Here is a 25,882-nt window from a genome sequence, read left to right on the forward strand (position 1 = left end):
TTATTTCACTTTAGGCCTTTTGCTAAGGGCCACTCAGTGCTGTAGCGCTGAGTTTGGTAAAGTTTAGATCTTGAAAGTCGTAGCTAAAATCAATGTCTTTGGATGCAGGTCTTAGGTGCATGCCCTTGACGTTAGCCTTGTGGTCGCGATCTAAATAAATAATGGCATCTGCCTCTAGACTGCGGTCGTGCCAGCGGATTAATAAGCTGTCTTTATTATCTTGTTGATACAAGGTGCCGACGAATTTTTTGACCCGCTGCGAGCTGATTTTCAGCGCCATTACATGTTTATCAGTGCTGCTATTTTTAACTTGCTCAATGAAAAACTTACCCAACCATGGATCTTGGTAGGTGCCAATAAAAGCATCAAAGTCGGTGTTATCTTTATTGGCTAAAACAAACTTGTTGGTTGGCTTATTTGAGCGGCTAGTGGCACCTGAAGGTTTTTTCAACGGGCTAAATGTTGTTAGCCAATCACTAGTGGTGTCACCTAAGAAAGGTTTCATTGCGGTATACATCAGAGCGCTGCGTGCGGCACTCGATTGTTGGTTGGTCAGTACCACAAAGCCTAGGTCTAATTCAGGAAACAAGCTAACGAAAGAATACATGCCAGCTAAGCTGCCGGTGTGGTGCACTTGTAAATAACCGTCCATATCATTTATGCGCCAACCCAACCCGTAGGCACTTAGATGAGTATTGTCTAATCGCTTGCTGCGTGACGACACGGGCATAATGGTATGGGGTGTCCACATCATCTTGTGTTGAGCTTTAGAAAAAAGTGGTTGACCTTCAGATGTTTGCCCTTGATTAAGCTGAACCTTTACCCAAGTTAGCATGTCGTTAAGGCTACACTGTATGCCACCTGCTGGAGCAGAGACACTGGGTTTATTTACATCAATAGGGCGAATAATGGTCTGTAGTTTGCCATCAACAATACCATGTGGGGTGGCAACATTAGCTTGCTTTTGAGGACTTACCTTACCGGCAAAACAGTGTTTCATGCCTAAAGGTTGCATGATACGCCTCTCTACAAAAGCCTCCCAACTAATTCCTGTTACTGCCGGGATCACCTCACCGGCAACGATATACAATAAATTGTCGTAGGCATAATCACTACGAAACTCGCCTGTGGGTTTGAGGTAACGTAAGTTGTGCAAAACCTCTTGTCGGCTAAAGCTGGAAGGCTCTGGCCACAACATTAAGTCGCCCGCGCCTAAGCCTAAACCACTCCTATGAGTCAGCAGGTCTATTAGGTTAAATTCTTTGCTTACCCAAGGGTCGTGTAAGGTAAAATCGGTTAAATAATCTTGAACTTTGCCATGCCAACTGATCTTGCCTTGGTCCACCAAAATAGCCAAGGCCGCCGCCGTAAAAGCCTTCGAGTTTGAGGCGATTTTGAAGATGCTATTGCTGTCGACTGCAGAATTTTTCCCTATGGTTTTTACGCCATACCCTTGGGCAGCATGCACCTGGCCATTTTTAATTATGCCAATAGCCGCACCTGGGATCTGCAGCTTGTGCATTATTTGTTGAATCTTTTTGTGATCTAAGGAAGGGGATTTTGCATGGCTGATTAAACTTAAGCTGCTGATCAATAAGCAGTAAGCTAATGGTAAAATGGTTGCAGATAGTCTGGGCATTTAGGCGCTTCCTATTGGCTAATTGTCTAAAACAGCTTCATAAACCAAACTCACAATACTGCCATATTTGCCTGTTTCAAACAGTTTGCCGTTAAATTGTCGGCCTTTACCATTTTCTTGCTCAATAATTTCACTGTGACGGGCATTGGTGAGTAGTATGATCGCTAAGTCATACTTAGGATCGATAACGGTTACCGTGCCTGTCCAGCCTGTATGACCAAAGGCATAAGGACTGGCATAAGGACCAAAGTGCCATTTACGTTGACCTCTTCCTGCGCGGCGCCAGCCTAAACCAAAGGTACTATTACCTTCTTCCGGTTTTATAAATTCATCTAAGATTTGCTGATCAAAAATTTTGGTTTTACCGTAGCCTCCGCCATTTAATAAGGTTTGGCTTAATACCGCCAAGTCATCAACAGTTGAAAATAATCCTGCGTGGCCCGCAACCCCGCCAAGTGAATGAAACGCTTTTTCGTCGTGTACTTCGCCTTGTAATACGTAAGCTCGTACATTATCAAAATCAACGGTTCCACCTCGGGTGTTACCCATAATTTCAGTGGCAGCAAACTGACTTTTAGTAAACCCTTTTTGTAGAGGATTAAACAGCGTGTTATTTAGGCCAAGGGCGTGATAGATATTTTGTTCAACATACATATCCAGTGGCTTGTGGGTGATGCGTTCCACTATCAAACTGAGCAACATGTAGTCGGTGTCACTGTATATGGCTTTGGTTTGTCGGCCCATTTCAAAGGGGACTTTTGTGAGCAGTAGATGTTCGGTTTTTTGCTTGTTTTGAGAAAAAAACTGTGGACCCAGTTTATTGTCTTTGGTGAAAAAACGCACTTGTGGAGCGTAGCCTGCCGTGTGAGTTAATAAGTCCCGCACTAGCCGACTTTCGCGGCCTTGTCCTTGGTATTCGGGTAAATAATCAGTAATGGGCCGTGTGACATCTAGCTTACCCTCTGAAACCAGTTTCATTAACGCAAAATTAGTGGCAAACATTTTGGTATTGGACGCTAAATCAAATAATTGAGTACTTTCCATGGCGATAGGCTGTGCCAGTGCTTGGCCGCCATCGGCATATTTTCGGGCGAAGCCGTAGGCACTGCGCTTGATAATCTTGCGATCTTTTAAAACCAAAAGTACTGCACCAGGAAAGCCCGCTTCTATGTCACTGTTGATTAGCGCGTCAACTTTAGCAAACTTGCTTGAATTGCCCGTTTTTTGCGGTTGAATGCTAGGGTAGGGGATCATCACCCTAATACTGCTACCTTCGGGTACAACATTCTCTACCCTTAAGGTGTTTTCACCGTCTTTTGTGCGCCGTGATAAGGAATATTGAAAGCGATGATAGGGTTGTAGTGGCGAGTCTATGTTGAGCTTTTCTCCGTTTACGTAAATGTCGGCACTGTGGGCATCGGTATTATCGATTATAATTTGCCCTTCATTGGCGTAGCCTTTGAAGGTATCGCGGTCGTTGACCCATTCCCGCGTACTGCGCTGGGTATTAGGAAACACGTCGTTGACTTGGTAGTAACCTAAGTCAATGGACTGCACACTGGGTTGTTGTTCTTTAGTATAACGTTCTAGAAGACCCGCTACTCGCTGGGGAAAATACTTGTCAATTAAGGCAAACAACGCGCCAGCGGTTTTACTGTCGAGTTTGCCATTGACCGACCAAGGTAAAAAATGCATTTGAAAAGCTGAGAGGGTATCTAAGGTGTGGCTATCGGCAACGCCTGTTTCCACAATACCATACCCATATACGCCTAATGCCTGTTGTATTAAGCCAATAGTGGGTGGGTAGTCGTTAAACATTTCCCAGTATTTTTTGAGAGTGTTATTGTCGTACCATGCGCCAATGCCTTGTTGGTACAGTTGATACCAAGGAAAACGCGGGCCGGGGTCATTCTTACGAGTTGGAGCGATGTCGGAGTGACCAATGACAGCTGTGGGTGAAATATCAGGATTACGAGCGAGAATATCCTTTGATAAAGTGATCAATAGTTCTATTTGTTTAGGATCGTAATCAGGAAAAATACACAGTCTAGAGGGATCGTGCTCGTGTTTTTGTATATCAACCTTGGTGTGACTGCGCATACATTCAGGTACATTGACTATTTCTATACCAATAGATTGATCATTTAAATCCCGTCTTCCTTGCCATTCGCTGCGGCCAGCATGCCAAGCCCGTCCAGCCTCATCCACCAGTTGGATCACCTTTAGTTTGTCGTCTTGATAACTAGGATCGTTGCGTTCTGGGATCAGGTAATGTGAACTCAAGCCTCCTTCGTCCACAAGGGCCTTCACAGATTTTTGATAATCAATAGCGGTATAATGCATCACTAAAAACTTAATTCTATGGCTATAGTTTTTAGATTGCATATGAGATAGCGGTAGAGAGCTGCAGCTACAGATAAACATGAGTAGCCCATAGATAATGCCCATTCGCCCTGACAAGCGCGTTCTTTTCCATCTTGGTGGATAATTAGCCACGTGCAGCATCACAATTTCACCTTTAGAATAAATAATTATTAACATGTAAATAATAAGGAATAATTATTCTACACATATTTATCGCTCAATAATAAGGGATTCTATCTACAAATTGTAAAATAGAAAATGCCTAGAAGACATAGCCATTTTAAGTGAACCCAAACACTTATGAATCATTCATTTGCAGATTGATGTAACTCAACTAAATATAAATTATTACTATATATTGCCAGCATTGGAAAATATTATTCTTGACGTGATTGGTTATTATTTGTTAAATAAAGTTACTCTGTCCGAAGTTTTAAGTGGTAACAAGAGTGTTTAATACCCAAATTTGTGATAGCGATATCACTTATTTTTAATTTTTATAAAAATAACAGGTGAAACACATGTCAACACAACATAATCATTTTATGAAACGACGCCTGCATCAGGTTATTCGTCATACATTAAGGGCACCGGCTACATCTATTTCGGCCCTTATGCTAACAGGTGCATTAATGAGTTCACCTGTTATGGCACAACAAGCCGGTAGTATAAAGGGTACTGTGAGTAGTGAAGTGGCTGGCGCGTCTGTTGCAGGCGTAACAGTGACTGCAACTAGCAGTGTTATGCCTAAGGCGCGTACTACTGTTACTAGAGAAAACGGTAGCTATACATTGCCCGCTTTATTACCCGGCAAGTACAAAATTACCTTTACTTCGGCTGATGGCACGGTTCGCGAAACAGCTGCTGAGGTGTTTTTAGATCAAACATCTAACGTTAGCATTGCGCTGCAACAAGTAAACGCCGACAACACAGAAGTTATTTATGTCACGGCATCAAAAATTATCCGCGAAGGTAATTCGTCTTTAACCAATTCTTTAGGTAAAGACGTGATTGAAAAAATACCTACTGGTCAGAACTATCGAGATATCTTGGCCATAGTGCCTGGGGTGCAATATTCAGAATATACGACATTGGGTCCATCGGCGGGTGGTTCTGGTCGTGATAATAAGTATGGTTTTGATGGGGTGGATATCTCTTTACCTATGTTTGGTAATTTGGCTTCCGAACCTTCAAGTCACGATATTGGTAGTGTCACAGTAGACAGAGGTGGTGCCAAAGCTGTGGGCTTTAATCGTGCGGGTGGTTTGTCGATAAATACCTTGTCTAAATCGGGTACCAACGAATTTCATGCCGACATAAAATACCAAACCCAACCTCAAAGTTTGGTAGCAGATAGAGACGATACCGATGGCGAAACATATGATCTGAACAAAACCTGGATTACGACTAGTGTCAGTGGCCCACTTATTGAAGATCAATTGTTTTTCTATGCGTCTTATTTTCGCCCTGAAGATGAAAAACCGAATAAGGAAAACGGACGAGGCCCTGTGAAAGATTACAGTAATATTCGAGACGAATATTTTGGGAAGTTAACTTGGGCACCGACCGATGATCTATTATTAAACACCAGTTACCGGACTTCAGAAAGGATAGAAAAAGGCAAATCTGTCGGCGCCTATGACGCGGATTCTACTTCTGTTGGTGGTAGAGCCGATCAGGACATTTTTACTTTTGATGGCTCTTACTTAATCAGTGACGACACGGTTTTAACCTTTCAATATAACTCATTTAAACTAGAAACCGCTGGCGGGCCTGATAACTTGATCCCAAGTGTTTCACCTCGAATTGGCGATTCGTTGGATCTGTCTAGGCTTGATTCATTAGGTTTGTTTAACGTTCCTAAATTGGATTTGGAAAATCCAGACTACGACAGCGCGGCGGCATTGCCTCTTATTAATCAATATGGATACATAGATGCAAACGGCGACTTAATTGCTGGTGGCTCGGTGGGGGTCGGCTCAACGATTGATAATCAAGACTTCAAGCGTACTAGCTTTGAAATTAGCTTAGATCACGATATGGAAATCGGTGATAGCAGCCACAAGATGCATATTGGTTTCCAATGGAAAGAAAACGTAGAAATTCTCTCTAGATTGTCAAATGGTTGGGGCAGTATTAGCTTTTTAGGCGGCGAGAGACCTGACGATTACGAAGGCGATATACCGGTTTATTATCAAGCACGCGTTCAACAAATGAGTTTACAAACCGACTCTGGCAATGTGGTTCCGGCGATTAACTCTTCTTCTGAAAATTTCAACTTGGAATTGAATGATGAGATTGTTCACGGTGATTTTACCTATAATGTCGGGATTTTGTTCAGCAATGATGTGTTATATGGTCAAGGCTTGAAAGAAAACTCCAGCAATGTGTCTGGGTATGAAGTGGCAGCAGGTCACAAATACGAAATGTATAATGTGGGTTTTGCCGATATGATCCAGCCTCGATTAGGTATTTCTTGGGACTTTTCAGCAGACACCACTTTATTCGCTAACTTTGCAAGTTATAACCCTGAGGCGTCTTCTTTAGCGCGCGCCGCTTCTTGGGCCCGTAATAGCCAAAAAGAAATGAAGGTGTTTTTTGATCAGGCTGGTGATTATATAGCTGACCAACCTGCTAGTGGATCATCAGGTAAATTCTTTCAAGAAAACTTAAAGCCACGCCGTACCGATGAAATTACTATAGGTATGACAAAAGCTGTGTCGAATGAATTATTAATCCGCACCCATGTGCGTAAGCGTAAAGCTTTACACCCTTGGGAAGATGTACCGAATAACGCACGTTTATACGGCGATTATGAAAGCCCCTTTGGTCCTGTTCCAGATGATATAGCGGCTAAAGGTTTGTATATTGAAGAGCTGCAGTCTTACCGCGACGAAGTAGGTGGTTCGTCTTATGTTATCGCCGAATTAGATGGTTCAAAAAATACCTATTATGAGTGGAGTATCGAAGGTGAATATAAGGGTGACAATACTTACTTAAATGTGTCTTATGTATGGAGTCACTACTACGGTAATTATGACCAAGATATTACCAGTGGCTCGTCAGACGGTAACTTGTTTATTGGTTCGTCTAATTTAGGTGATGGTAAAGGTCGTCAACTTTGGGATGGTAAGTACGGTAACTTAAATGGTGATAAGCCTCATGTATTAAAAGCCTTAGGTTATTACACCACAGATTGGAATGCCGATATTGGTTTCAACTTTGTGTATCAATCGGGTGATGTATGGGAAGCATGGGATGGTTCACTTTATGGTTATTCTAGTTCAACCATTCGATATGCTGAGCCTGCGGGTAGCCGCCGAGAAGCTAGCCATTGGCAGCTTGACTTAACCTATACACAAAACTTCCAGTTAACGGATGATTTAGAGCTAAGTTTAGATGCTGAAATATATAACCTATTTGATAATCAAACTGGTTATAACTATGACCCATATGTAAGTAACGATACATTTGGTGAAGCACGCGATCTCATCAATCCACGTAGAGTGCAATTGTCGGTGAGTTTGGCTTATTAAAACTGAGCATGTAGTTATTGATTCGATAACATCCAAAATCCTCGCTATATAGCGGGGATTTTTTATATTAATGAATACTCAATTTAATAAGTAGTAAAACATGTTAATAAGAACACCCCATGCTTTGTGTAGAGTTTTCATCTTTTTAGGTTTACTGATGAGTGTTTCTTGTGCGGTTAAAACGCCTGAGGATCCCGCTACTAACGCCATAATTGCACAAAAACTGATGCTAGATTTACGTTATTTTTGCGCCGATAATCAGGTACAAAAGCCTTGCCGCACGCCTGTTACCACTTTGCCCCAATCATTGATAAATATGATTGCCGATACGGGTATTGGAGGGGTTATTTTGTTTGCTGAAAATTTGCAAGATACCGCACAAATTTTGACATTAAATCAAAGTATTCAACGGGCGGCTATAAAAGGGGGGCATGGACCCGTGTTTATCGCCATTGACCAAGAAGGTGGGCGAGTGGTGCGTTTACCGCAAAACCTTGGCACTTCGTTTGCCGGTAATATGGCTATTGGTGCCACTTTTGCACAACATGGCGATAAATATGCCCGCATAACGGGCAACATTATGGCGAAAGAGCTGCTGTCACTAGGCTTTAACCTTAATTTTGCCCCTACTGTGGATGTAAATGTTAATCCGCAAAATCCAGTGATCAATGTGCGCTCTTTTGGCGAAGATCCCAATATAGTGGCACAACTTGGCACGGCGCAATTGGTTGCGATGCAAGCTCAAGGCATGATTGCGACACTAAAACATTTTCCTGGGCACGGTGATACCAGTGTGGATAGCCATACGGGTTTACCAAGAGTTGAGCACGACTTAGCACAAATCGAAAGGGTTGACCTAAAACCATTTCAACATGTTATCGATAATGCAGATCCTGGCATGATAATGACGGCGCATATTCAATATCCTCAATTAGATAACAGCAAATTTACCGCGAAAGATGGTAGTAAAGTAATTTTGCCGGCCACAATGTCACGTCAAATCTTGACCAATATTCTTAGAGGCAAAATGGGCTTTAAAGGCATTATTGTTAGCGATGCGTTAAACATGGCGGGAATTGCCCACTATTATAAGCAAACTGAGGCAGTTATTCAGACATTTAGTGCTGGTACCGATATTGCTTTGATGCCTTTATCTATAAGACGTCCATCGGACATTCCTAAGTTAAAACAACTGATCAGCAATGTGGCTAATGCGGTACAAACAGGCCAATTAAACGCCATAGAAATGCAGGCATCGGCTCAGCGGATTGCGAACCTAAAAAGCACTTATAGACTGTCCCAGCAACTGGCTGTGCCCATAGAAAAATCTGTGGCCAATGCCCAGACTGTTTTAGGGGCCTTAGAGCATAAACAGTTAGAGCAACAACTTGCCAACCACTCTATCGTTAAGATTAAAAATAACGGAGTATTCCCTATTAATGAAAGTGTGAGAAATGTGTTGTTGGTGATGCCAGATACCACTAAGTGTATGGGATTACATCTTGCATTAAAGCGCCAATTATCGCGCTTAAATATCCAATGTCAGGGTTTAGCTAGTCACAGCGATAGACTCGAACTTCAGGCTTTGCAGGGGGTCGATCTTATTATCGCGGCCGATATTACTCCAGATCAAAGCTTGGCAGAATTAGGGGGCATGGACGATATTCAAGGCAGTAGTGAACGCAGCACTAAACAACAGCAAAATATCCAACTGCTGAATCTGCTAAGCACGGCAAAAGACTTGGGTAAGCACACGGTATTTATCAGTTTACGGACGCCTTACAATAGCCATGTTGTTGCACCTTTTTCTGACGCTATATTGGCCAGTTTTTCGTATCGGTTAACTAGATGGGAGTATATGGATGACTACGGCCGCTTAATAACTCAATACCAAGGGCCTATTTTTAAAGCATTAGCACAGGTGCTAAGCGGCGATATTCAGCCTACAGGCCATTTACCTGTGACCATCCATTAGAGGGAAACATATGTTTGCAATTAAAGCTCATTGCCAGTCAATCTTCGGTGCTTTGCCAGATAATCGATTACTGGCATTAGATGTGTTTCGAGGCATGACCATCACTGCCATGATTTTGGTGAATAATCCAGGTAGTTGGCAACATGTTTATGGGCCTTTGCTTCATGCTAAATGGCATGGTTGGACATTGACCGATTTAATCTTTCCGTTTTTTATTTTCATTGTCGGAGTGTCTATTACTCTTTCTGGGCAACGTCAGCTTGAACAGGGAAAATCCCGCGGGGATATTGTGCAACATGCCTTAGTGCGAATGCTTAAACTGTTTTTTCTGGGCTGCTTTTTGGCACTGTTTTATTACAATTTTAAGGCTGTTGATTACAACTGGTTTAACGAACGCCTGTTACAGATCCGTTTTATGGGCGTGTTACAACGTATTGCATTGGTGTATTTTGCCTGTGTGTTGTTATGGCTCTTTTTGCCACGATTACCATTGCTGGTAGTGGGTTTGTTTATTTTACTGGGATATTGGGTGGCCATGGCTGCTATTCCCTATCAAGATAATTTAGGCAACCAGTATATTGGGTTGTTGGATTACGGTAACAATCTTAGTGCTTGGTTAGATAGTCAGTTGTTTGCAAAGACACACCTCTATTATTCTTCCGCACAACCCTTCGCATTTGATCCTGAAGGAGTGTTGAGTACCTTGCCAGCAATCGTCAGTGGCTTGAGCGGTGTTTTGGTCGGGCAGTGGTTGTGCATTGAAAAATATTCTATGGAATATAAGGCCAAGTTTTTAGCCCTTTTTGGAGGGGGGCTGTTGTTGTTAGGTTTGACTTGGAGTCAATGGCTGCCCATCAATAAAGCGTTGTGGACCCCAAGTTATGTGCTGCTTAGTTCGGGGTGGGCGTCTTTAACCTTGGCCGCTTTGATCTATATATTGGATATTTATAAATTGCGCCTGTGGAGTGCCCCATTTTTGGTGTTTGGTGCCAACAGCATTGCATTTTTTATGTTTGCCGGTGTCGTAGGGCGTTTAGTGATCATGTTTTATGTCGGCGACATGAGTATGAAAGCCTGGTTATTCCAACATCTATATCAACCTGTTTTTGGCAATCTAAATGGCTCTTTGGCTTATGCCCTTAGCTTTTTGGTGTTGTCATATTTAGTGATGTTCGCGATGTACCGTAGACAAATTTTTTGGAAGGTGTAGTCAATCTGTAGTGAATGAGTACTACCGATGCGCCGCCAAAATAATCTAGGGTTAACATCATTGTGAGAATAAAATATCAATTAGTAATAATCGGCCCATTTTTTGCCTTAACTATCTGTATAACTTTACTTTTTTTTGCAATATAACTGAATTAAATGCAGATCTATGGGGTATAATTATTCTTAATCTGCAAATAAAATATTTGTGAGCGTCCATGTCAACATTTACAAAAATCAAAGCGGTAAAAGACTCCTTATCAGCAAGTGAAAAGAAGTTGGCGAAGTTTGCCTTAGAGTCTTCTAACGCTATTCGAGAGTTATCGTCCCAAGAGCTGGCTAATGTAGTGGGAGTTAGTCAGTCAAGTGTGGTGAAGTTTTCACAGAAGTTGGGTTATAAAGGCTATCCTGCATTTAAGATGGGGATCATAGACGCTTTAAACATCTCCAGTGTAAACAGTAATTTGCACGGCAAAATTGGTATTAATGATAGTTTCGCCCGAATGTCAGATAAGTTGCTAAGCAGTAAGGTCTCGGTGTTAAACGAAACTCAAAAATTGAATGATGAAAAAGCCTTTGTGGCGGCTGTGGAGTTACTTAAATCTTCTAAGCGGATTTTAATTTGTGGCTTGGGTGGCTCTGCACTAGTGGGTAAAGATTTCTCTTATAAGTTGCAAAAGCTAGGTATGTTGGCAGTAGAAGAAGCCGACACCCATGCCCAGTTAGCTTTTGCCGCAACCTTAGCCGACAATGATTTAGTGTTTGCTATTAGTGAGTCGGGCAATACTAACGAAATTATCAATGTCGTGTCTGAGGCTAAAAGTAATCAAGCCAAAATCATATCTTTGACACGCTTTGGAAGTACACCTATCTCTGAGATGGCCGATGTGAAACTCTATTCGGTAGCAGATGACGAATCGGCTAGGTTGTCATCAATTTTGGCGAGAACCGCGCAAGAATTTATTATCGATATTTTATTTATCGCTATTACTCAATCTTCTCGACAAGGCCGGCAAATATTGGAAAAAACCAATGCCGTGGTGAGTGATTTCAGGCGCCATCATTAGCGGCTATTGGGCTTTTTTTAGCTTAATATAACCCGAATTCGGGTTAATAAAGCAAGTAAGGTTGACGTTGCTGTTTAAAGGCTTGAAGTTCAGATTGCCAACTTTGTTTTATCTGCTTTGCACTTTTACCCTGTTCAATAGCTAAGCGTAATTCCTTAGTACCTGCCAATTTATCCATAAAATCTGCACGTTCAAAGAAGTTCAGGTTAGCCGCCTTAAATTGCTGGTAGGTGCTAATCAATAGTTGTAAATCCAGCCCTTGTTGGGAACTTGTGCGCAGATCTATCCCTAATAGTGCCTTATCTTGTAATTTTGGATGCAAGGCCGCTCCAGTCCGCGACTCTGGGGTAAAGGCAAAATCACCTAAAGGTACTTGGTTGTGGCCAATGACCTGAAACGGGAAGTCTGTGCCGCGGCCAACACTGACAGGAGTAGCTTCAAAAAAGCACAGCGATGGGTACAACTGTACTGCTTGGTGATTAGGTAAATTGGGGCTAGGGGCCACGGGTAGCACATAGCTCATATTACGATTGTAGTGAGTGTTTGCAATAGTGATAAGGTCAAGTGAATCAGCATTTTTAAACCAGCTTTCACCTTTAATCATACGAGCAAGCTCGGCCACCGTCATACCGTGCAACACGGGAATAGGATGCATACCCACAAAAGACTGATAGGCAGGATCAAGGATAGGTCCGTCGGTAAATCGGCCATTGGGGTTGGGTCGGTCGAGGACCATAAATGGGGTCGATGATTCTGCAGCGGCTTCCATCATGTAATGCATGGAGCTGATATAGGTATAAAACCGTACCCCCACATCTTGAATATCAAAAATGACCATATCCACTTGATCCATGATGTGCTTTGGCGGTTTTTTGTGTTGACCATAAATAGAGGTGATAGGTAACCCTGTCTTGCTATCTATATCATTATTTACATAGGCACCGGCGTCGTGATCGCCCCGAAATCCATGCTCTGGGGCAAAAATACGTACAACATTGACTTCTTTGGCCAATAAAAAATCCACTAAATGCTGACCATTGACTCTTGAGGTTTGATTAACCACTAGTGCCACACGTTTATTTTCTAATAACGGCAAATATAGCGCGCTTTGTGTTGCCCCTACTTGTATGGGGTGGGAAACTAGCGGTGAGCCACAGGCACTTAGTAGTATTGCTAATACTACTAGCCAAAATGGTTGAATAAAGCCCATAGAACTCACTTTAGGCGCCATTGGATGCAACGGCTTGGCGTAAAAAACCGTCATTTTGTTTGAGTAGAGAGTTAGCTTCTTCAGCATTGGTACCTGTAAGTACCATCATAATGGCAATTTTTGCTTCATTTCCCGCAGCCTGTAAAGCGGCTGTAGCAGTGTGTTCATCACAATCAGTGGCTTGCATAACAATAAGTAGTGCTCTTGCATAGAGTTTTTCATTGCTGGCATTTACATCAACCATTAGGTTTTGATAGGTTTTACCCATTTTTATCATACTGACGGTGCTGAGCATATTAAGGATAAGCTTTTGTGCGCTGCCGGATTTCATGCGCGTCGATCCCGTGAGTACTTCTGGGCCAACTGCGGCGCAAATATCCACATTCGCCACCTTGCCAATAGTAGAATTTGGATTACAACTCACTGCAATAGACACTGCTCCAAGTTGCTGTGCGTATTCCAGGGCGGCGACTACATAAGGTGTACGACCACTGGCGGCAATGCCCACTAAAATATCATTGGCATTAAAGTTCACCGCGTTTAAATCTTCAATGGCGGCCTGTTGATTATCTTCAGCCCCTTCCACGGCCTCCTTCACCGCTTTATCACCTCCAGCGATAATGGCGATAACCACATTCTTACCAATACTAAAAGTGGGTATGCATTCTACGGCATCTAAAATACCCAAACGTCCACTGGTACCAGCACCTATATAGATTAACCGGCCATTGTTTTTCAATGTATGTACAATCTTTTCTACCGCAATACTTATATTGCCTAATGCTGGTTTTATCGCTAAGGCGACATTTTGATCCTCTTCATTAATTTTTTGCAAAATAGCCTCGGTTGATAACAAGTCAATGTTTAAGGTCGAGGGATTGCGGGTTTCTGATAAGATATTGTTGAGCTCGTTCAATAGTGGATTACTATTCATCACTCTTTTCACTCTAATGGGTACAGTTAATGTGTTGATTTGCCTATCAGCAATAGGTCTTATTTAAGACCTAAGAATAGAATAACTCAAGAATATATTATTCAATAAATTTTGTATATAAGAAATAATAATTGATTTATGATTGGACAATAATACGCTTAGTAGGGTAGGGCAAAGACCATTTTTGGTAAAATGTCAGGCCTAAAGTCCTAGGTTTTAGGTAAGCCAATATGGCTTGGCACTAGGTGTACAACAAACACGTAACGCGGATAACTAAGAGAAACAGAATGAAACTGTTCGAAAGGCAAACCTACGCCCATATTAATGTCGATGCAGCTGTGAATAATTTTCGGAAGATGGCTGCTTTAGCTAACAACAGCCAAACCTTAGCCGTAATTAAGGCCGATGCATATGGACACGGTGCCGTGGCTATTGCTAAAGCATTGACAAGCGACGCCCATGGCTTTGCCGTGGCTTTTATTGACGAGGCGATTCAGCTACGTGAACAGGGTATTGAGCAACCGATTTTATTACTTGAAGGCGTTATGAGCCGGGATGAGATGAAACTGGCTCATGAGAAAAATTTTTGGGTGATGTTACATCGCAGCGAACATTTTGACTGGTTACTAACCTTAGATGCGGGCCAGCGCCCACATATTTGGATAAAGGTCGACACTGGGATGCACCGGTTAGGTATTGAATTTTCAGAAATTGATAGCCTTTTGACCGCACATTCTGAGCTATTGCGTGATAGTACGGTGCTATGTAGCCATTTGGCCTGTGCAGATGAGCCAGATAATGGCTTTACGCTGCAGCAGACTAAAAAGCTCACCGATTTGGCGAATCAGTATGGCCTTGCTTTTAGCCTGGCCAACTCCGCTGGCATACTGCAATGGCCTATCTCTCACGGTAGCTGGAACCGTTTGGGTATTGCTCTATACGGATGTGCTCAACCCCCCACAAACAAGCTAGTTGAATTACAGCCTGTGATGACCTTGAGCGCGCCCATTATCGCCCTTAGAACCCTCGAAAAAGGGGATAGTGTGGGCTATGGGCAAAGCTGGGTGGCCCAACGAACCACTACCTTGGCCACTGTGGCAATTGGCTATGCCGATGGTTATCCGAGGCACGCCAGCGCTAACACTCCCGCTTGGTTACACGGCAAACGAATTGCCTTGGTGGGGCGAGTGTCTATGGATATGTCAAGCTTCGATGTCACAGACCTGCCGCAGGTTGAGGTTAACGATAAGGTGGAGCTTTGGGGAGAGCATTTGTCGGTAGCAGAGGTGGCCGAATGTGCCAGTACCATTTCCTACGAATTGTTGACCAGAATTTCACCTCGGGTTAAACGTATTTATACCTCAACGGCTGAACACTAAGACAAGGGTATTTTGCTTTAGTGAAAATAATATATATGGCTTTTATCAACTAGGAGTACCCCAAAGTGATTGATCAATATACTGGCTTAGATATGGCTGTTTTTGCGTTATATCTTGTTGTGCTACTTATTTCGGGGTATGTGTTTAATGGTCGGGCTAAAAATACCAAGGATTACTTTTTAGGTGGCAACAGTATGCCCATTTGGACCGTGAGTATTTCGGTGCTTGCGACCTCCCAATCGGCGGCAACGTTTTTAGGTGGGCCTGATCAAGGCTATCGTGGTGACTTTACCTACTTAACCACCAATGTGGCGGGGTTAATTGCCGCTGTATTTGTAGCAAAATTTCTATTACCTAGATTTTATGCCCTCAAGGCTTATACAGTTTACGAACTGCTGGGCACTCGTTTTGGTGACAATGCCAAATATCAAGCTGGCTTGGTGTATTTATTTGGTCGTTTGTTTGCAAGCGGCGCACGATTATTTATGGCCGCAATCGCTGTGGCCATGATTCTATTTGGAGATGTAGCGCCCAGCTCTGTTGCTATCGCTATTGTGATTATTACTGTTGTGGGCTTTACCTATACAGTGTACGGCGGGATCCGCACCGTTATATATTCTGATGTGGTGCAGTGCGTGATATATGTCGGCGCGGCTATACTGGTTCTTGGGCATTTAATCTCGGCCATTCCCCTTAGCACGGGTGAGATGATTGAGGTATTGCAAACTCCCGCTGTCGGCCAATCCTCAAAGCTTACTTTTGTGGATTTTGAAGTGGATTTCAGTAGCGCCGGTGTATTTAATATTTGGTCAATTTTAACCGGCTTTGTATTGTTAAATATTGCCGCTTTTGGTTTGGATCAGGATGTGACCCAGCGCATGTTAACCTGCAAAGACGCAAAAAGTGCTACTAAGGCCTTGGTTTCGTCGATAGTGATGGGGATCCCTGTGGTCCTAGTGTTTATTTGCATTGGATTGTTACTGTTTATCTTTTATCAACGCCCTGACGTCATGGCACAAGCCGCAAATGGCGCGCCTGTCCCCGAATTTGAAGGGCAAACCGTGACTATTTTTATGTACTATGTTCTCACTAGTCTACCAAACGGCATCAAAGCTGTGGTTACCATAGGCATAGTGGCGGCCGCGCTATCGACCCTGAATTCAGGATTAAACTCTATGTCGTCTGTCGCAGTACAAGATATTTATCGAGGTTGGTGGCACAAAGGAGCTCAAATCAGTGAACAAAACTTAGTACGTGCAGGGCGCTGGAGTATGGGATTAGTGGCCTTGGCATTAGGCAGCGTTGCATTACTTTGTTATTACTGGCAGCAATATACCGATACGCCGCTTTTAGCCTTTGCTTTGAGTGTTATGGTGTTTTCATATAGTGGACTGTTAGGTATTTATTTTACGGCGCTATTTTCAAAGCGCGGCAGTCCAAAATCCATTGTTACCGCATTGCTGATAGGATTTGTTGTGCCAATACTTATGCAGCCTTATGTACAGTCGCTATATCTCCCCCTTGCTTGGCAATTTGACTTGGCATTTACCTGGCAGTTAGTGATTGGTGCCACAATATCTACCTTAATTTGCCTTGCAGGCAAAACCACAGCCGACTAAATATACAGTGTCATTATTGTATCTTGCATAGGGAGAACCTGAAAATAGTGGCCTTGTATTGCCGCTATTTTATCGCTATTGAGTATAGTAATTGGGCATAGAATACTGGGGAGTTGTTGTTTCATTTTTACCAATGAAAATTCTGCCAGCAGTTGCCCTTGCTCAAAGTGTTGCTGTTGTTTTACTAGCCGTTTAAATCCTTCACCCATTAAAAGGTGCGAGTCTATCCCCAGCTGAATTTGCAATTGCAGTCCGTTTTTTGCCTTAATTCTTATTTGATTAGCGAGTTCTGGAAAATGCATCATAGTGCCAGAAAAAGGCGCTAAAACTTGGTAACCAGAAGGCTTGATAGCTACGCCTTCACCAAATACTCGCCCTGTAAAAAGCGCATGGGGCACCTCATCTAAAGGTACCACTGTGCCGCTCATTGGACTGGCTATCTCTATAGATTTTTTATGTGGTGGCACTGATTTAGTGTCTACTAAGCGATTAAATAATCCCATTCTAGATGGATTGAATACAGCAGGTTGAAAAAATTTGATTGTGCATAGTTTGAGTTTATCTTCAAAATGGCAATTTGATTTTAAGGTGATTGGGTAGTAAGTAGCAAAACAGCTGGCTATGATGATGTCAAGTTGGGTTTATCCACTGTAGCTGTGGATAACTCTGTTGAGTACTCGTTATATGTTATTTAATTCACTGATTAATATAGATTATTTACGGCTGGTTGCAAAACGCGCTATCATTTGGTGTTGCTTGAAATTACATCATTTAGGGTGGGAATTATGAACAAATCAGAAACAGGCTCAGTGGCATGGTTTGATTTAACTGTGCCTAAGGCTAAACAAGTAAGTGAATTTTATAGTGCTGTTGTAGGTTGGAAAAGCCAGGCCGTTAGTATGGGGGAGTATGACGATTACGCTATGCATACGCCTGATTCGAATTCAGGGGTTGCAGGGGTGTGCCATGCCACGGGGGTAAATCACGACCTCCCGGCTCAATGGATGATGTACATAAAGGTTGATGATTTAGATGCATCTATTGCTCAAGTTGTTAAACTCGGCGGCAGAGTTTTAACACCGGTCAAAAAACTCAGTGATGCTAGCCATTACGCAGTTATACAAGATCCTGCAGGCGCTGTTTGTGCGGTTTTTGATGAGACTGGTCAAGATAAGTAATTTTAAAGTTGAGAACGAAAAAATATGCAAGTGCTGGATATTTATGCTGGGAAAAATGCCCTTGCACGTATTAGAAAAGAGGGATTTAGTGCGGATTTATTTGATTATATGCTGGGGGCATCGGGTGGCCCTAAATGGTTTGTTTTAGCTGGGCTTGACCGCTATATTTTTCCTGAGTTTTTTGCAGGACGTACACGGCCACTCAATATTATAGGTTCATCGGCAGGTGCCTTTCGATTTGCTTGTTTTGCACAAAATGATCCCTTAGCGGCAATTAATCGTTTAGCCGAGTGTTATTCGCAAACTGTTTATTCTGATAAACCAACGGCTAAAGAAATTACCGATAAAGGCACGGCTTTGCTGGATTATGTGTTGGGCGACAAAGGTTGCGATGAAATTATCAACAATCCCATTATTAAAGCCCATTTTATTGTGGCGAAATGCAAAGGTTTAACACAATTTGAATTCAAACCTTTGCAAATTACTGGGTTACTGGCCAGCGCCAGTGCGAATATGCTTAAGCGTAAGTGGCTTGAAAGGTTTTATCAGCGCTTTTTATTTTCGTCACCTGACGCCAATTTGCAAATCCTAGATCCCAACACTATGCCATCATACTCAGTGCCTTTAACAGCAAAAAATTTACCACAAGCACTAATGGCGTCTGGCTCTATTCCTATTGTCATTGAAGGGGTTAAAAATATTGCTGGGGCACCACCAGGTATGTATCGAGATGGGGGGATTATTGATTACCATTTTGATTTAACTTTCGGCCCACAAAAAGGTTTGGTGTTGTATCCGCATTTTTATTCAAAGCCTATACCGGGTTGGTTTGATAAATCACTGAAAAGGCGCTTACCCCATGCTAGTAGTTATGATGACGTGGTTATGCTAGTGCCGAGTGATGAATTTGTTGCGAGTTTACCTTACGGCAAAATACCTGACCGAAAAGACTTTGAAACTATGCCCGCAGAGCAGCGAATTGCCTACTGGCAGCAGGTGATTTCGCAAAGTGATAAACTCGGGAGCGCGTTTAAAGATATGTGTGATAATCAAAAGGTGACTGAGCGTATCAAGCCAATTGAGTTGATTTGATGGGGCGCGCTACTTTGGTTAGCTAAAGAGCCCTTAGGTACGCAGAGGGTTACTCTTGTTCATCAACACATACTTGGCTTCTACCGCCATGCTTAGCTTTGTATAAAGCGCTATCGGCGGCTGATATTAACTCGCTGAGTTTTTTATGATGAGTTGAACTGGCTAAACCGGCACTAAAACTACAATTAAAGGATTGTTTAGCAATAGTAAAATTAATGTGTAAGAAGGAAGTTAAAATATTATTCATTTTACTTTCGATTACGTTAGGATCTGCGTCGCTAAACACCACCATAAATTCTTCACCGCCATAACGGCCCACATAGTCTGTATCTCGAACCGATTGCAGTAAAAGCTGCCCCAATGAAATAAGGACTTTATCGCCGCCTACGTGGCCATATTCATCATTTACCGCTTTGAAATGATCCAGATCAATCATCACAACCACAGTGGGTTTATGTTGACGCGATGCAAGCCTAAGGGCATGAAACGCAGATTCCATAATCTGCCCGTGGTTCAGTACCCCAGTTAAGCTGTCTCTAGATGCGAGATAACGAATTTCTTGACCTCGCTGGATCCGGCTATCTACTTGCTGAACGATGATTTTTGGTGGGGTATTTTTTAAAATGACGTCATCAGCACCGCATTCTAACACCTCAAGCTTAGTGTTGATGTTGTCATCTGAGGTAAGAAATATAATAGGTACATAATCATATTTAGCTTGCTGACGTAGTAAACGTGCTACTTCTATTCCGCTGATATTCGGCATGTGCATATCTAACATAAACACGTCGGGATGAAATGACTCTAGTTCAACCATAATGGTCTCTGGTTGGCTAATGGCCAGTACTTCAACGTGGGTGTCTTCTAACAATGTTTTGTAGAAATTGCCGACTATCGTTTGGTCATCTAACAGTAAAATTCTGTAAGGTCTGATTAAATCAATTTTGAAATTTTTGCGAATTTTAGATACTAAGGTTGTGATATTAACGGGCTTTAATAGGTATTCATTAACCTTTGCTCTTACGGCCGCAACTCTATCTTCAAACGTGTTAGAAGAGGATAAAATGAAGACATCGTTATTAAGGGTGTTCATTTTGGCCGCGAAGGTAAATATTTGCTGTTTATTATTTGGTATATTGTCGGTATCAATAAGAACTAAGCTGTAGCTGTTTGCTTTTTGATCGAACACCTGGTCGAGCTGTTCTATCGAGTCGAATTGATCAATTATAAATCCAAACTCTGCCAAAAACTTGGCGTTTACGGATAGTGTTGTTTTATTGTAATCCACTATTGCAATTCTTATCTCCTGATAAGATTTAGGGATGATTTCTTGATTTATGTTTGATGGATCCCGTAATTCTTTATAGTTAGAGGAAAGTTCTTTTACCTTAAGGAGTGTATTGGGAGTGGTTTTTGACGCCTCGATTATTGTATTCATCTGCGTATCAACAGTCGAAATGACTTGCTCAAAATGCCTAGTTTTATCTTGCCAACCAGAAATTTCTTCTTCGATGATATTTAGTTTGTCGCTTAAGGCCAAGAAATTTAGAGAGCTACTAGCGCCTTTAATACTGTGTACTTCAAATCTAAATTGTCTGATTGTGTCAGTAGACAGGGTTTGTTTCGCTTCTGACCATAAGGCAACTAAAACCGTCAGCTTTTCATTGAATTCTGAAATAAAAGTGACGCGAAAGTCGGCTAATTTTTGTTCTAATTTGGAAGTCATTATTATCCTTTTTGCATTAATTCTACAATCTAACCAATAATGCAATTAACATTTTTATAACTTACTGATTTACAAGTTATATGTACAGGAAATTATCAGTTCTTGGGGGGATTCATTGATTTTTCATAGCTATCTATTATGAATGGTATTAGTTTTGGGCCAATTGACAGTTTTTTGTGGGGTAGGTATTTACCGAAGTAAATTACGCAGAAAAACGAATATCAGATCCTTAAGCTAATCTCTAGTATTTAGCCTTGACTTATATCAATAAGTGTTAACTTTTGAAAGATTTTGAGGACAGTAATATGACTAAATCTACAGCACAGCAGACATCCCTTTGCCAACATTGCATTATGTCTGGTATTTGCTTTGGTCAAAGCGATAAAAATAGTGCAGAGTCCAAAGTAAGGTCTCACAAAATTTATCATAAATCTGACATTCTATTTCGTTCAGGTCAGACATTTGACGCTATCTATATTTTACGCAGTGGTTCAGCCAAGTCGTCGATTTTGGCAAATTGTGGCCATGAACAAATTAGTGGTTTTCACTATCCGGGTGATTTAATTGGTCTGGATGGATTTGATAATGGCTCCCATTCACAATCGATTAAATTTCTGGAAACCAGCAGCGTTTGCCGAATTGGTTTAGGTGAATTGGATAATGCCATGGCCAATTCAGCAAGTATAAGATCTAACTTATTGCAAGGTATGAGTCATGCGTTGAATAATGAAGATAGGTTTTTATTGAGTTTAAACAATATGAATTCTGCGCAACGCTTGAGTTCATTTTTATTAGATTTGTCTGCACAATTTTTGCAACGTGGGTTGTCGGCTAAGGAGTTTGATTTGAGCATGACTCGGGTAGATATTGCTAATTATTTAGGCATGGCGATTGAAACAGTGAGTCGGTTACTTACTCAGTTACAACAAGACAATATTATTGAAGTACAAAGACGGCGCGTTAAAATTTTAAGTTTGGAGAAACTGAATCAATGCCTAACTCTTGAGCGTGACCCACATATTTTATTGACACCAAACCCTAGCGATGCAAATACCATTCAAACAAGAGTGGCCTAAGTTGATGACTTAATACTCTTTTCTCAATAATTTATATTTAGGAAATAACATGTATCTTTCAGATTTAGTAAATTTTTTCGCTTGGTGCACATTATTTAACTATTCTGTGTTGTTGATTTGGGCTTTGTTATTTAGTTTAGGGCACGATTGGTTACATTTGATGCATAGCAAGTGGTTTAGTCTTACAGAGCAACAGTTTGATTTGGTTAATTACAGTGGCATGGGGCTGTTCAAATTGCTTTTGTTTGTTTTTAACTTAGCGCCATATATAGCGCTAAGTATTATTGAGTAACTAAGCTGTACTGGGTTTCAGTGTCAAAATATCGCAGTTCATATTAGCTAAAACATGTTCTGCGGTGTTGCCTATAAAGGCTGCAGATACGCCGGTTCTACCAACCGTACCTAAAACTAGTAGTTGAGCATCAATCTTATTCGCTAACTTAGGTATAGCTGTGTCTGCTCGGCCTTCAATAACATGGTAGGGGCGAGTAAATAAGTCGTGCTCTTTAAGTATGCTTTCCATTTTGTCTTTATGAGCATTGCTGGTATCTGTTTTAATGTTTTCAAAATTGATATTTTCCCAGCTTAATCCCATGGTGGGTACCATGCCAGGTATCTCATAGGTGTTTACGCTGTGTAATTGTGCACCGGTAAACTTGGCAAGATATTTCGAATATTCGAGTATGTGGTGATTGAGCTGAGTGTGCTTGGCATCCATAGCTGTGGGATCGATAGCGGCCAAAATAGGTTTTTTTGCCCAACACCCATGTTTAATCAATAAAAGAGGGGCTTTGCAATAACGCAGTAAATGTCTATCGGTTGGCATAGCAAAAGGGTTGAGGTTTGTTGCCTCAGCTGAAATGCGCTTGATCACTAAGTCAGGATCAAGTTCATCAACTTTTTCTTCTATAGCTTGGTGTAACTCTCGATGCCAAGCTAGGCTCACACTACAACTGATCCCTTTTTTGTGTAATTCGTCAGCAAGACTATCCATATATAAATTTCTGTCAGCCATATATTGGCTTTTCATTTCTTTTCCATGTTCCTTGGAGATGAAATCAGTTATCTCTATACCTGGTTCGTACATGACATTAAATAAATGGATGTGACAATCTTCATTTTTGGAAAATGTCAGTGCTCTTTCTAAGGCTGGATGTTGGGCGTGCCTGCCACTAATCACTACGAGTATTTGTTTAGGTGTTTTCATATGTAGTCTCCCTATAATTTACCTATATAAACTATAGCGAGACTACATATTAGTTGTTTGATACAGATCAAGCAGCCAAAGCTAAATGCCCCTGATCCTGAATAAGTTAATACTTTTCGAACATTTTCAATCAAATGGGCATGCAATACAGGCGATTGTGGATGTAAGAAATAGGATTTACTTACTAAGTTAACGATTTCATGTTGATGCCTTACTTTGGTGAGCAGGCTAAGTACTAACAGAAGGAAAAGTAGCTTTTATTGGGTAACTCATTGCTGAGTCTATTGGTAAGGCTCTAACCTAAGCGTATTTAACTCTGATCTTGTTCGCACCTAACATAGTGTCGTTAAGGGTTTTTACCGCCACTTTGGCATCACCGGCTTTGGGCATTTCGACAAATCCAAAACCTTTAGATAAACCATTTGATTTTTCTTTGACTATGTCGCACGACTGCACTGTTCCATGTACCTCAAACGCTGCTTGTAACTCTTGTTCGCTGGTTTCACGGTCTAGATTTCTAATTAGTATCTTCATTTTGTTTGTCACTTCTTGGTTAAGCTTTTATAAGGATCTGATCATAACAGTTAATGAGCATAGGATCTGATTTTAGAAAGAGAGCAAAGAGAAATAGATGATATAAACCAATCCTTAAGATTGTTACTATCAAGGCAACCATTAGTATGTGTTTATTTTTAACAGGAACAGCTTCAAGCGTGAATTTATTTGTACAGACAATTCAATCAATGAGATTAACCCACTTGCAACCATTTATGAGACAAGTATGAGCTATAAATTCGTTGTTCAAAAAGCATGGGTATTACTGGCTTTTTTACTATGTGCTTGTGATAAATCAATAGAGATTTCGAGTGCGACAGATAATGTACAGGTTTTACCTTACCAATTTATAATGCCTAAGCTAGATAGGCAGCGAACTGTACGTTTGTACTTGCCACCTAGCTATTATCAATCAGATAAACGCTACTCGGTAGTTTATATGCACGATGGGCAAAATTTGTTTGATAATAAAACCGCAGATTCAACAGAGTGGGGAGTAGACGAATTACTGAATGAAATCGCTGCGAAGCAAGGGCTAGAGCTAATTGTTGTTGGCATAGATAACGGCGGTGAGCAGCGCATGAACGAGTTGTCACCTTGGGAAAATAAACGCTTTGGTGTGCCTCAAGGCGAGCAATATATGGACTTTTTAGTAGAAGTGGTAAAGCCCTATATTGATAGCAATTTTCGTACTAAGTCGGATCGTTTGCATACTGCAATCATGGGGAGTTCTATGGGTGGGTTAATTTCTCATTATGGGTTACATGCCTATCCTGAGGTATTCAGTAAAGCGGGGATCTTTTCGCCTGACTATTGGTATTCAGAGGATGTATTTTCTTTTACACAATCCCAAAAAATGCCGTTAGATAGCCGTTTATACGTGATGTATAGCGACAAAGAAGGTGACGGCATGATAGCAGATACTCATAGAATGCAACGCCAACTTCGGCAGCAAGGTCACCCACGCAATAATATGGAATTTAAACGAGCATTACACAATGAACACCACGAGCAGCTGTGGCGAACTGAATTCTCAGAAGCTATTCAATGGTTATTTCAACAGCAGCCAAGTTTCTAATTGCAGCGTTAGAAATAAAATAGGCGCATTTCATTATTATGAAAAGCGCCTATTTTATTGAGTGCTTAAGGTAAGGAATAAACCTTAATCTTGAGCACTTTCTTGGATCATATGGATATCCCGTTGTGGGAAAGGAATGGTTAATCCTGCGTCTTCCACCGCTGCTTTAAGTGCGGGTCGAATATCAAAAAACAATGACCAATAGTCATCGGTTTTCGCAAATGCTCTGACTAAAAAGTCCACCGAACTACTTCCTAAATCGACTACTGCCACTACATTGGCTTCGTCTTGCAATACTCTAGGATCTGCTTTTAAAACCTCTTCCATGGCCGCTTTACCCTTGGCTATATCATCAGAGTAAGAAATCCCAATAGATATCTCAACCGCTCGTACTTCGCTGGCGGTGTAATTGATGATATTGCCATTCGCTAGTGGACCATTTGGCACAATGAGTTTGCGCTTATCAAAGGTCATAAGAGAGGTGACAAAAATGCCAATATCGGTGACTTCACCTTCTAAGCCTTGGGCTCCTACGTAGTCTCCTACCTTAAAGGGGCGAAATATTAAAATCATGACGCCACCGGCAAAATTCGAGAGGCTACCTTGTAAAGCTAAACCAACGGCTAAACCTGCTGCACCTATGATGGCCACAAAAGATGTGGTTTCAATACCCACCATGGAAGCAACACTTATCACTAACAAAACTTTTAGAATGATTTCAAAAATATTGGTTAAAAATTTCGCTAGGGTTTCGTCGGGTAGACTTTTCATGGTGTAACGTCTAACAAAATTACTGAGCTTGCTAATAATCCATAAACCAATGACAAGTACCGCGATCGCGAGTAGCAATTGCGTGCCGTATTCTGTTCCTAAAGCAATAACTTTGTCGTAAAAAGTGTGTAACTGTTTTTCATCTAATTCCATGGTGGATCCTCTGTTGTTTAGAATAAACAGCGCTGCTCATATCATCAACATTTGGCAGGGCCAGTGACTATGATAAATACCTAGGAGGTTTTCATTATTGGTTTCTACTTATAGTTG

Annotated in this window: 20 protein-coding genes; 11 read left to right on the forward strand and 9 right to left on the reverse strand. The window is 41.6% G+C overall.

What is annotated here, in order from left to right:
• Positions 1 to 22: 22 nt before the first annotated feature.
• Positions 23 to 1,639, reverse strand: coding sequence for a serine hydrolase (locus tag Q0688_RS14680; RefSeq protein WP_299078208.1), 1,617 nt, complete (start codon positions 1,637 to 1,639; stop codon positions 23 to 25).
• Between the two features lie 18 nt (positions 1,640 to 1,657).
• Positions 1,658 to 4,087, reverse strand: a complete 2,430-nt coding sequence (gene pbp4b, locus Q0688_RS14685; RefSeq protein ID WP_299078350.1) for a penicillin binding protein PBP4B — start codon at positions 4,085 to 4,087, stop codon at positions 1,658 to 1,660.
• Between the two features lie 437 nt (positions 4,088 to 4,524).
• On the opposite strand from pbp4b, the gene Q0688_RS14690 reads away from it, so the two are divergent.
• The 4 genes from Q0688_RS14690 (at position 4,525) to Q0688_RS14705 (ending at position 11,787) form a co-directional block, all read left to right on the forward strand.
• Complete coding sequence (locus Q0688_RS14690) at positions 4,525 to 7,539, forward strand: TonB-dependent receptor (RefSeq protein WP_299078211.1); 3,015 nt, start codon at positions 4,525 to 4,527, stop codon at positions 7,537 to 7,539.
• A gap of 157 nt (positions 7,540 to 7,696) precedes the next feature.
• Positions 7,697 to 9,514 (forward strand): beta-N-acetylhexosaminidase, encoded by a 1,818-nt coding sequence (nagZ, locus tag Q0688_RS14695; RefSeq protein WP_299078214.1) that lies wholly within the window; start codon positions 7,697 to 7,699, stop codon positions 9,512 to 9,514.
• Positions 9,515 to 9,524: 10 nt separating this feature from the next.
• On the forward strand, positions 9,525 to 10,724 hold the full coding sequence (locus Q0688_RS14700; protein WP_299078217.1) for a DUF5009 domain-containing protein: 1,200 nt from the start codon (positions 9,525 to 9,527) through the stop codon (positions 10,722 to 10,724).
• A gap of 214 nt (positions 10,725 to 10,938) precedes the next feature.
• Positions 10,939 to 11,787, forward strand: a complete 849-nt coding sequence (locus Q0688_RS14705; RefSeq protein ID WP_299078220.1) for a MurR/RpiR family transcriptional regulator — start codon at positions 10,939 to 10,941, stop codon at positions 11,785 to 11,787.
• A 43-nt stretch (positions 11,788 to 11,830) separates the two neighbouring features.
• Here Q0688_RS14705 and Q0688_RS14710 read toward each other — a convergent pair whose 3' ends face one another.
• Together Q0688_RS14710 and murQ are read right to left on the reverse strand one after the other, a co-directional pair.
• Positions 11,831 to 13,018, reverse strand: coding sequence for a DUF1343 domain-containing protein (locus Q0688_RS14710; protein ID WP_299078223.1), 1,188 nt, complete (start codon positions 13,016 to 13,018; stop codon positions 11,831 to 11,833).
• On the reverse strand, positions 13,008 to 13,931 hold the full coding sequence (murQ, locus tag Q0688_RS14715) for an N-acetylmuramic acid 6-phosphate etherase (RefSeq protein WP_299078226.1): 924 nt from the start codon (positions 13,929 to 13,931) through the stop codon (positions 13,008 to 13,010). Before murQ ends, Q0688_RS14710 begins: the two co-directional genes overlap by 11 nt.
• A 287-nt stretch (positions 13,932 to 14,218) precedes the next feature.
• Between murQ and alr the strand changes: the two genes are divergently transcribed.
• On the forward strand, positions 14,219 to 15,310 hold the full coding sequence (gene alr / locus Q0688_RS14720) for an alanine racemase (protein ID WP_299078229.1): 1,092 nt from the start codon (positions 14,219 to 14,221) through the stop codon (positions 15,308 to 15,310).
• Between the two features lie 65 nt (positions 15,311 to 15,375).
• Positions 15,376 to 16,929: a sodium:solute symporter gene (locus tag Q0688_RS14725; protein ID WP_299078232.1), complete on the forward strand. Its 1,554-nt coding sequence runs from the start codon at positions 15,376 to 15,378 to the stop codon at positions 16,927 to 16,929.
• Here the strand turns inward: Q0688_RS14725 and Q0688_RS14730 are convergent.
• On the reverse strand, positions 16,926 to 17,432 hold the full coding sequence (locus tag Q0688_RS14730) for a PTS glucose transporter subunit IIA (RefSeq protein ID WP_299078235.1): 507 nt from the start codon (positions 17,430 to 17,432) through the stop codon (positions 16,926 to 16,928). The genes Q0688_RS14725 and Q0688_RS14730 overlap by 4 nt on opposite strands.
• 282 nt (positions 17,433 to 17,714) lie before the next feature.
• On the opposite strand from Q0688_RS14730, the gene Q0688_RS14735 reads away from it, so the two are divergent.
• Together Q0688_RS14735 and Q0688_RS14740 are read left to right on the forward strand one after the other, a co-directional pair.
• Complete coding sequence (locus Q0688_RS14735; RefSeq protein WP_299078238.1) at positions 17,715 to 18,107, forward strand: VOC family protein; 393 nt, start codon at positions 17,715 to 17,717, stop codon at positions 18,105 to 18,107.
• A 24-nt stretch (positions 18,108 to 18,131) separates the two neighbouring features.
• Positions 18,132 to 19,199, forward strand: coding sequence for a patatin-like phospholipase family protein (locus tag Q0688_RS14740; protein ID WP_299078243.1), 1,068 nt, complete (start codon positions 18,132 to 18,134; stop codon positions 19,197 to 19,199).
• Positions 19,200 to 19,248: 49 nt separating this feature from the next.
• Here the strand turns inward: Q0688_RS14740 and Q0688_RS14745 are convergent, their stop codons facing one another.
• Positions 19,249 to 20,925 carry a diguanylate cyclase gene (locus tag Q0688_RS14745; RefSeq protein WP_299078246.1) on the reverse strand — a complete coding sequence of 559 codons (1,677 nt, stop codon included), beginning with the start codon at positions 20,923 to 20,925 and terminating at the stop codon, positions 19,249 to 19,251.
• A gap of 305 nt (positions 20,926 to 21,230) precedes the next feature.
• On the opposite strand from Q0688_RS14745, the gene Q0688_RS14750 reads away from it, so the two are divergent.
• Together Q0688_RS14750 and Q0688_RS14755 are read left to right on the forward strand one after the other, a co-directional pair.
• Positions 21,231 to 22,001, forward strand: coding sequence for a helix-turn-helix domain-containing protein (locus tag Q0688_RS14750; RefSeq protein ID WP_299078249.1), 771 nt, complete (start codon positions 21,231 to 21,233; stop codon positions 21,999 to 22,001).
• Positions 22,002 to 22,050: 49 nt separating this feature from the next.
• On the forward strand, positions 22,051 to 22,293 hold the full coding sequence (locus tag Q0688_RS14755) for a DUF6868 family protein (protein WP_299078252.1): 243 nt from the start codon (positions 22,051 to 22,053) through the stop codon (positions 22,291 to 22,293).
• Here Q0688_RS14755 and Q0688_RS14760 read toward each other — a convergent pair whose 3' ends face one another.
• Complete coding sequence (locus Q0688_RS14760; protein WP_299078255.1) at positions 22,294 to 23,208, reverse strand: universal stress protein; 915 nt, start codon at positions 23,206 to 23,208, stop codon at positions 22,294 to 22,296.
• Between the two features lie 300 nt (positions 23,209 to 23,508).
• Positions 23,509 to 23,742, reverse strand: coding sequence for an RNA-binding protein (locus Q0688_RS14765; protein ID WP_299078258.1), 234 nt, complete (start codon positions 23,740 to 23,742; stop codon positions 23,509 to 23,511).
• A gap of 247 nt (positions 23,743 to 23,989) precedes the next feature.
• Here Q0688_RS14765 and Q0688_RS14770 point away from each other — a divergent pair, with 247 nt between their 5' ends.
• Positions 23,990 to 24,841, forward strand: coding sequence for an alpha/beta hydrolase-fold protein (locus Q0688_RS14770; protein WP_299078285.1), 852 nt, complete (start codon positions 23,990 to 23,992; stop codon positions 24,839 to 24,841).
• Positions 24,842 to 24,925: 84 nt separating this feature from the next.
• Here the strand turns inward: Q0688_RS14770 and Q0688_RS14775 are convergent, their stop codons facing one another.
• On the reverse strand, positions 24,926 to 25,765 hold the full coding sequence (locus tag Q0688_RS14775; protein ID WP_299078288.1) for a mechanosensitive ion channel domain-containing protein: 840 nt from the start codon (positions 25,763 to 25,765) through the stop codon (positions 24,926 to 24,928).
• Positions 25,766 to 25,882: the final 117 nt, after the last annotated feature.

Source organism: uncultured Paraglaciecola sp. (genome assembly GCF_937123705.1).
Taxonomy (GTDB): domain Bacteria; phylum Pseudomonadota; class Gammaproteobacteria; order Enterobacterales; family Alteromonadaceae; genus Paraglaciecola.

Excerpts from the sequence above, each read along its gene's own strand:
- Q0688_RS14680 (WP_299078208.1), bottom strand. The coding sequence starts at position 1,639 with ATGCCCAGACTATCTGCAACCATTTTACCATTAGCTTACTGCTTATTG.
- pbp4b (WP_299078350.1), bottom strand. The coding sequence starts at position 4,087 with ATGGGCATTATCTATGGGCTACTCATGTTTATCTGTAGCTGCAGCTCT.
- Q0688_RS14690 (WP_299078211.1), top strand. The coding sequence starts at position 4,525 with ATGTCAACACAACATAATCATTTTATGAAACGACGCCTGCATCAGGTT.
- nagZ (WP_299078214.1), top strand. The coding sequence starts at position 7,697 with ATGAGTGTTTCTTGTGCGGTTAAAACGCCTGAGGATCCCGCTACTAAC.
- Q0688_RS14700 (WP_299078217.1), top strand. The coding sequence starts at position 9,525 with ATGTTTGCAATTAAAGCTCATTGCCAGTCAATCTTCGGTGCTTTGCCA.
- Q0688_RS14705 (WP_299078220.1), top strand. The coding sequence starts at position 10,939 with ATGTCAACATTTACAAAAATCAAAGCGGTAAAAGACTCCTTATCAGCA.
- Q0688_RS14710 (WP_299078223.1), bottom strand. The coding sequence starts at position 13,018 with ATGGCGCCTAAAGTGAGTTCTATGGGCTTTATTCAACCATTTTGGCTA.
- murQ (WP_299078226.1), bottom strand. The coding sequence starts at position 13,931 with ATGAATAGTAATCCACTATTGAACGAGCTCAACAATATCTTATCAGAA.
- alr (WP_299078229.1), top strand. The coding sequence starts at position 14,219 with ATGAAACTGTTCGAAAGGCAAACCTACGCCCATATTAATGTCGATGCA.
- Q0688_RS14730 (WP_299078235.1), bottom strand. The coding sequence starts at position 17,432 with ATGGGATTATTTAATCGCTTAGTAGACACTAAATCAGTGCCACCACAT.
- Q0688_RS14735 (WP_299078238.1), top strand. The coding sequence starts at position 17,715 with ATGAACAAATCAGAAACAGGCTCAGTGGCATGGTTTGATTTAACTGTG.
- Q0688_RS14740 (WP_299078243.1), top strand. The coding sequence starts at position 18,132 with ATGCAAGTGCTGGATATTTATGCTGGGAAAAATGCCCTTGCACGTATT.
- Q0688_RS14745 (WP_299078246.1), bottom strand. The coding sequence starts at position 20,925 with ATGACTTCCAAATTAGAACAAAAATTAGCCGACTTTCGCGTCACTTTT.
- Q0688_RS14750 (WP_299078249.1), top strand. The coding sequence starts at position 21,231 with ATGACTAAATCTACAGCACAGCAGACATCCCTTTGCCAACATTGCATT.
- Q0688_RS14755 (WP_299078252.1), top strand. The coding sequence starts at position 22,051 with ATGTATCTTTCAGATTTAGTAAATTTTTTCGCTTGGTGCACATTATTT.
- Q0688_RS14760 (WP_299078255.1), bottom strand. The coding sequence starts at position 23,208 with ATGAAAACACCTAAACAAATACTCGTAGTGATTAGTGGCAGGCACGCC.
- Q0688_RS14765 (WP_299078258.1), bottom strand. The coding sequence starts at position 23,742 with ATGAAGATACTAATTAGAAATCTAGACCGTGAAACCAGCGAACAAGAG.
- Q0688_RS14770 (WP_299078285.1), top strand. The coding sequence starts at position 23,990 with ATGAGCTATAAATTCGTTGTTCAAAAAGCATGGGTATTACTGGCTTTT.
- Q0688_RS14775 (WP_299078288.1), bottom strand. The coding sequence starts at position 25,765 with ATGGAATTAGATGAAAAACAGTTACACACTTTTTACGACAAAGTTATT.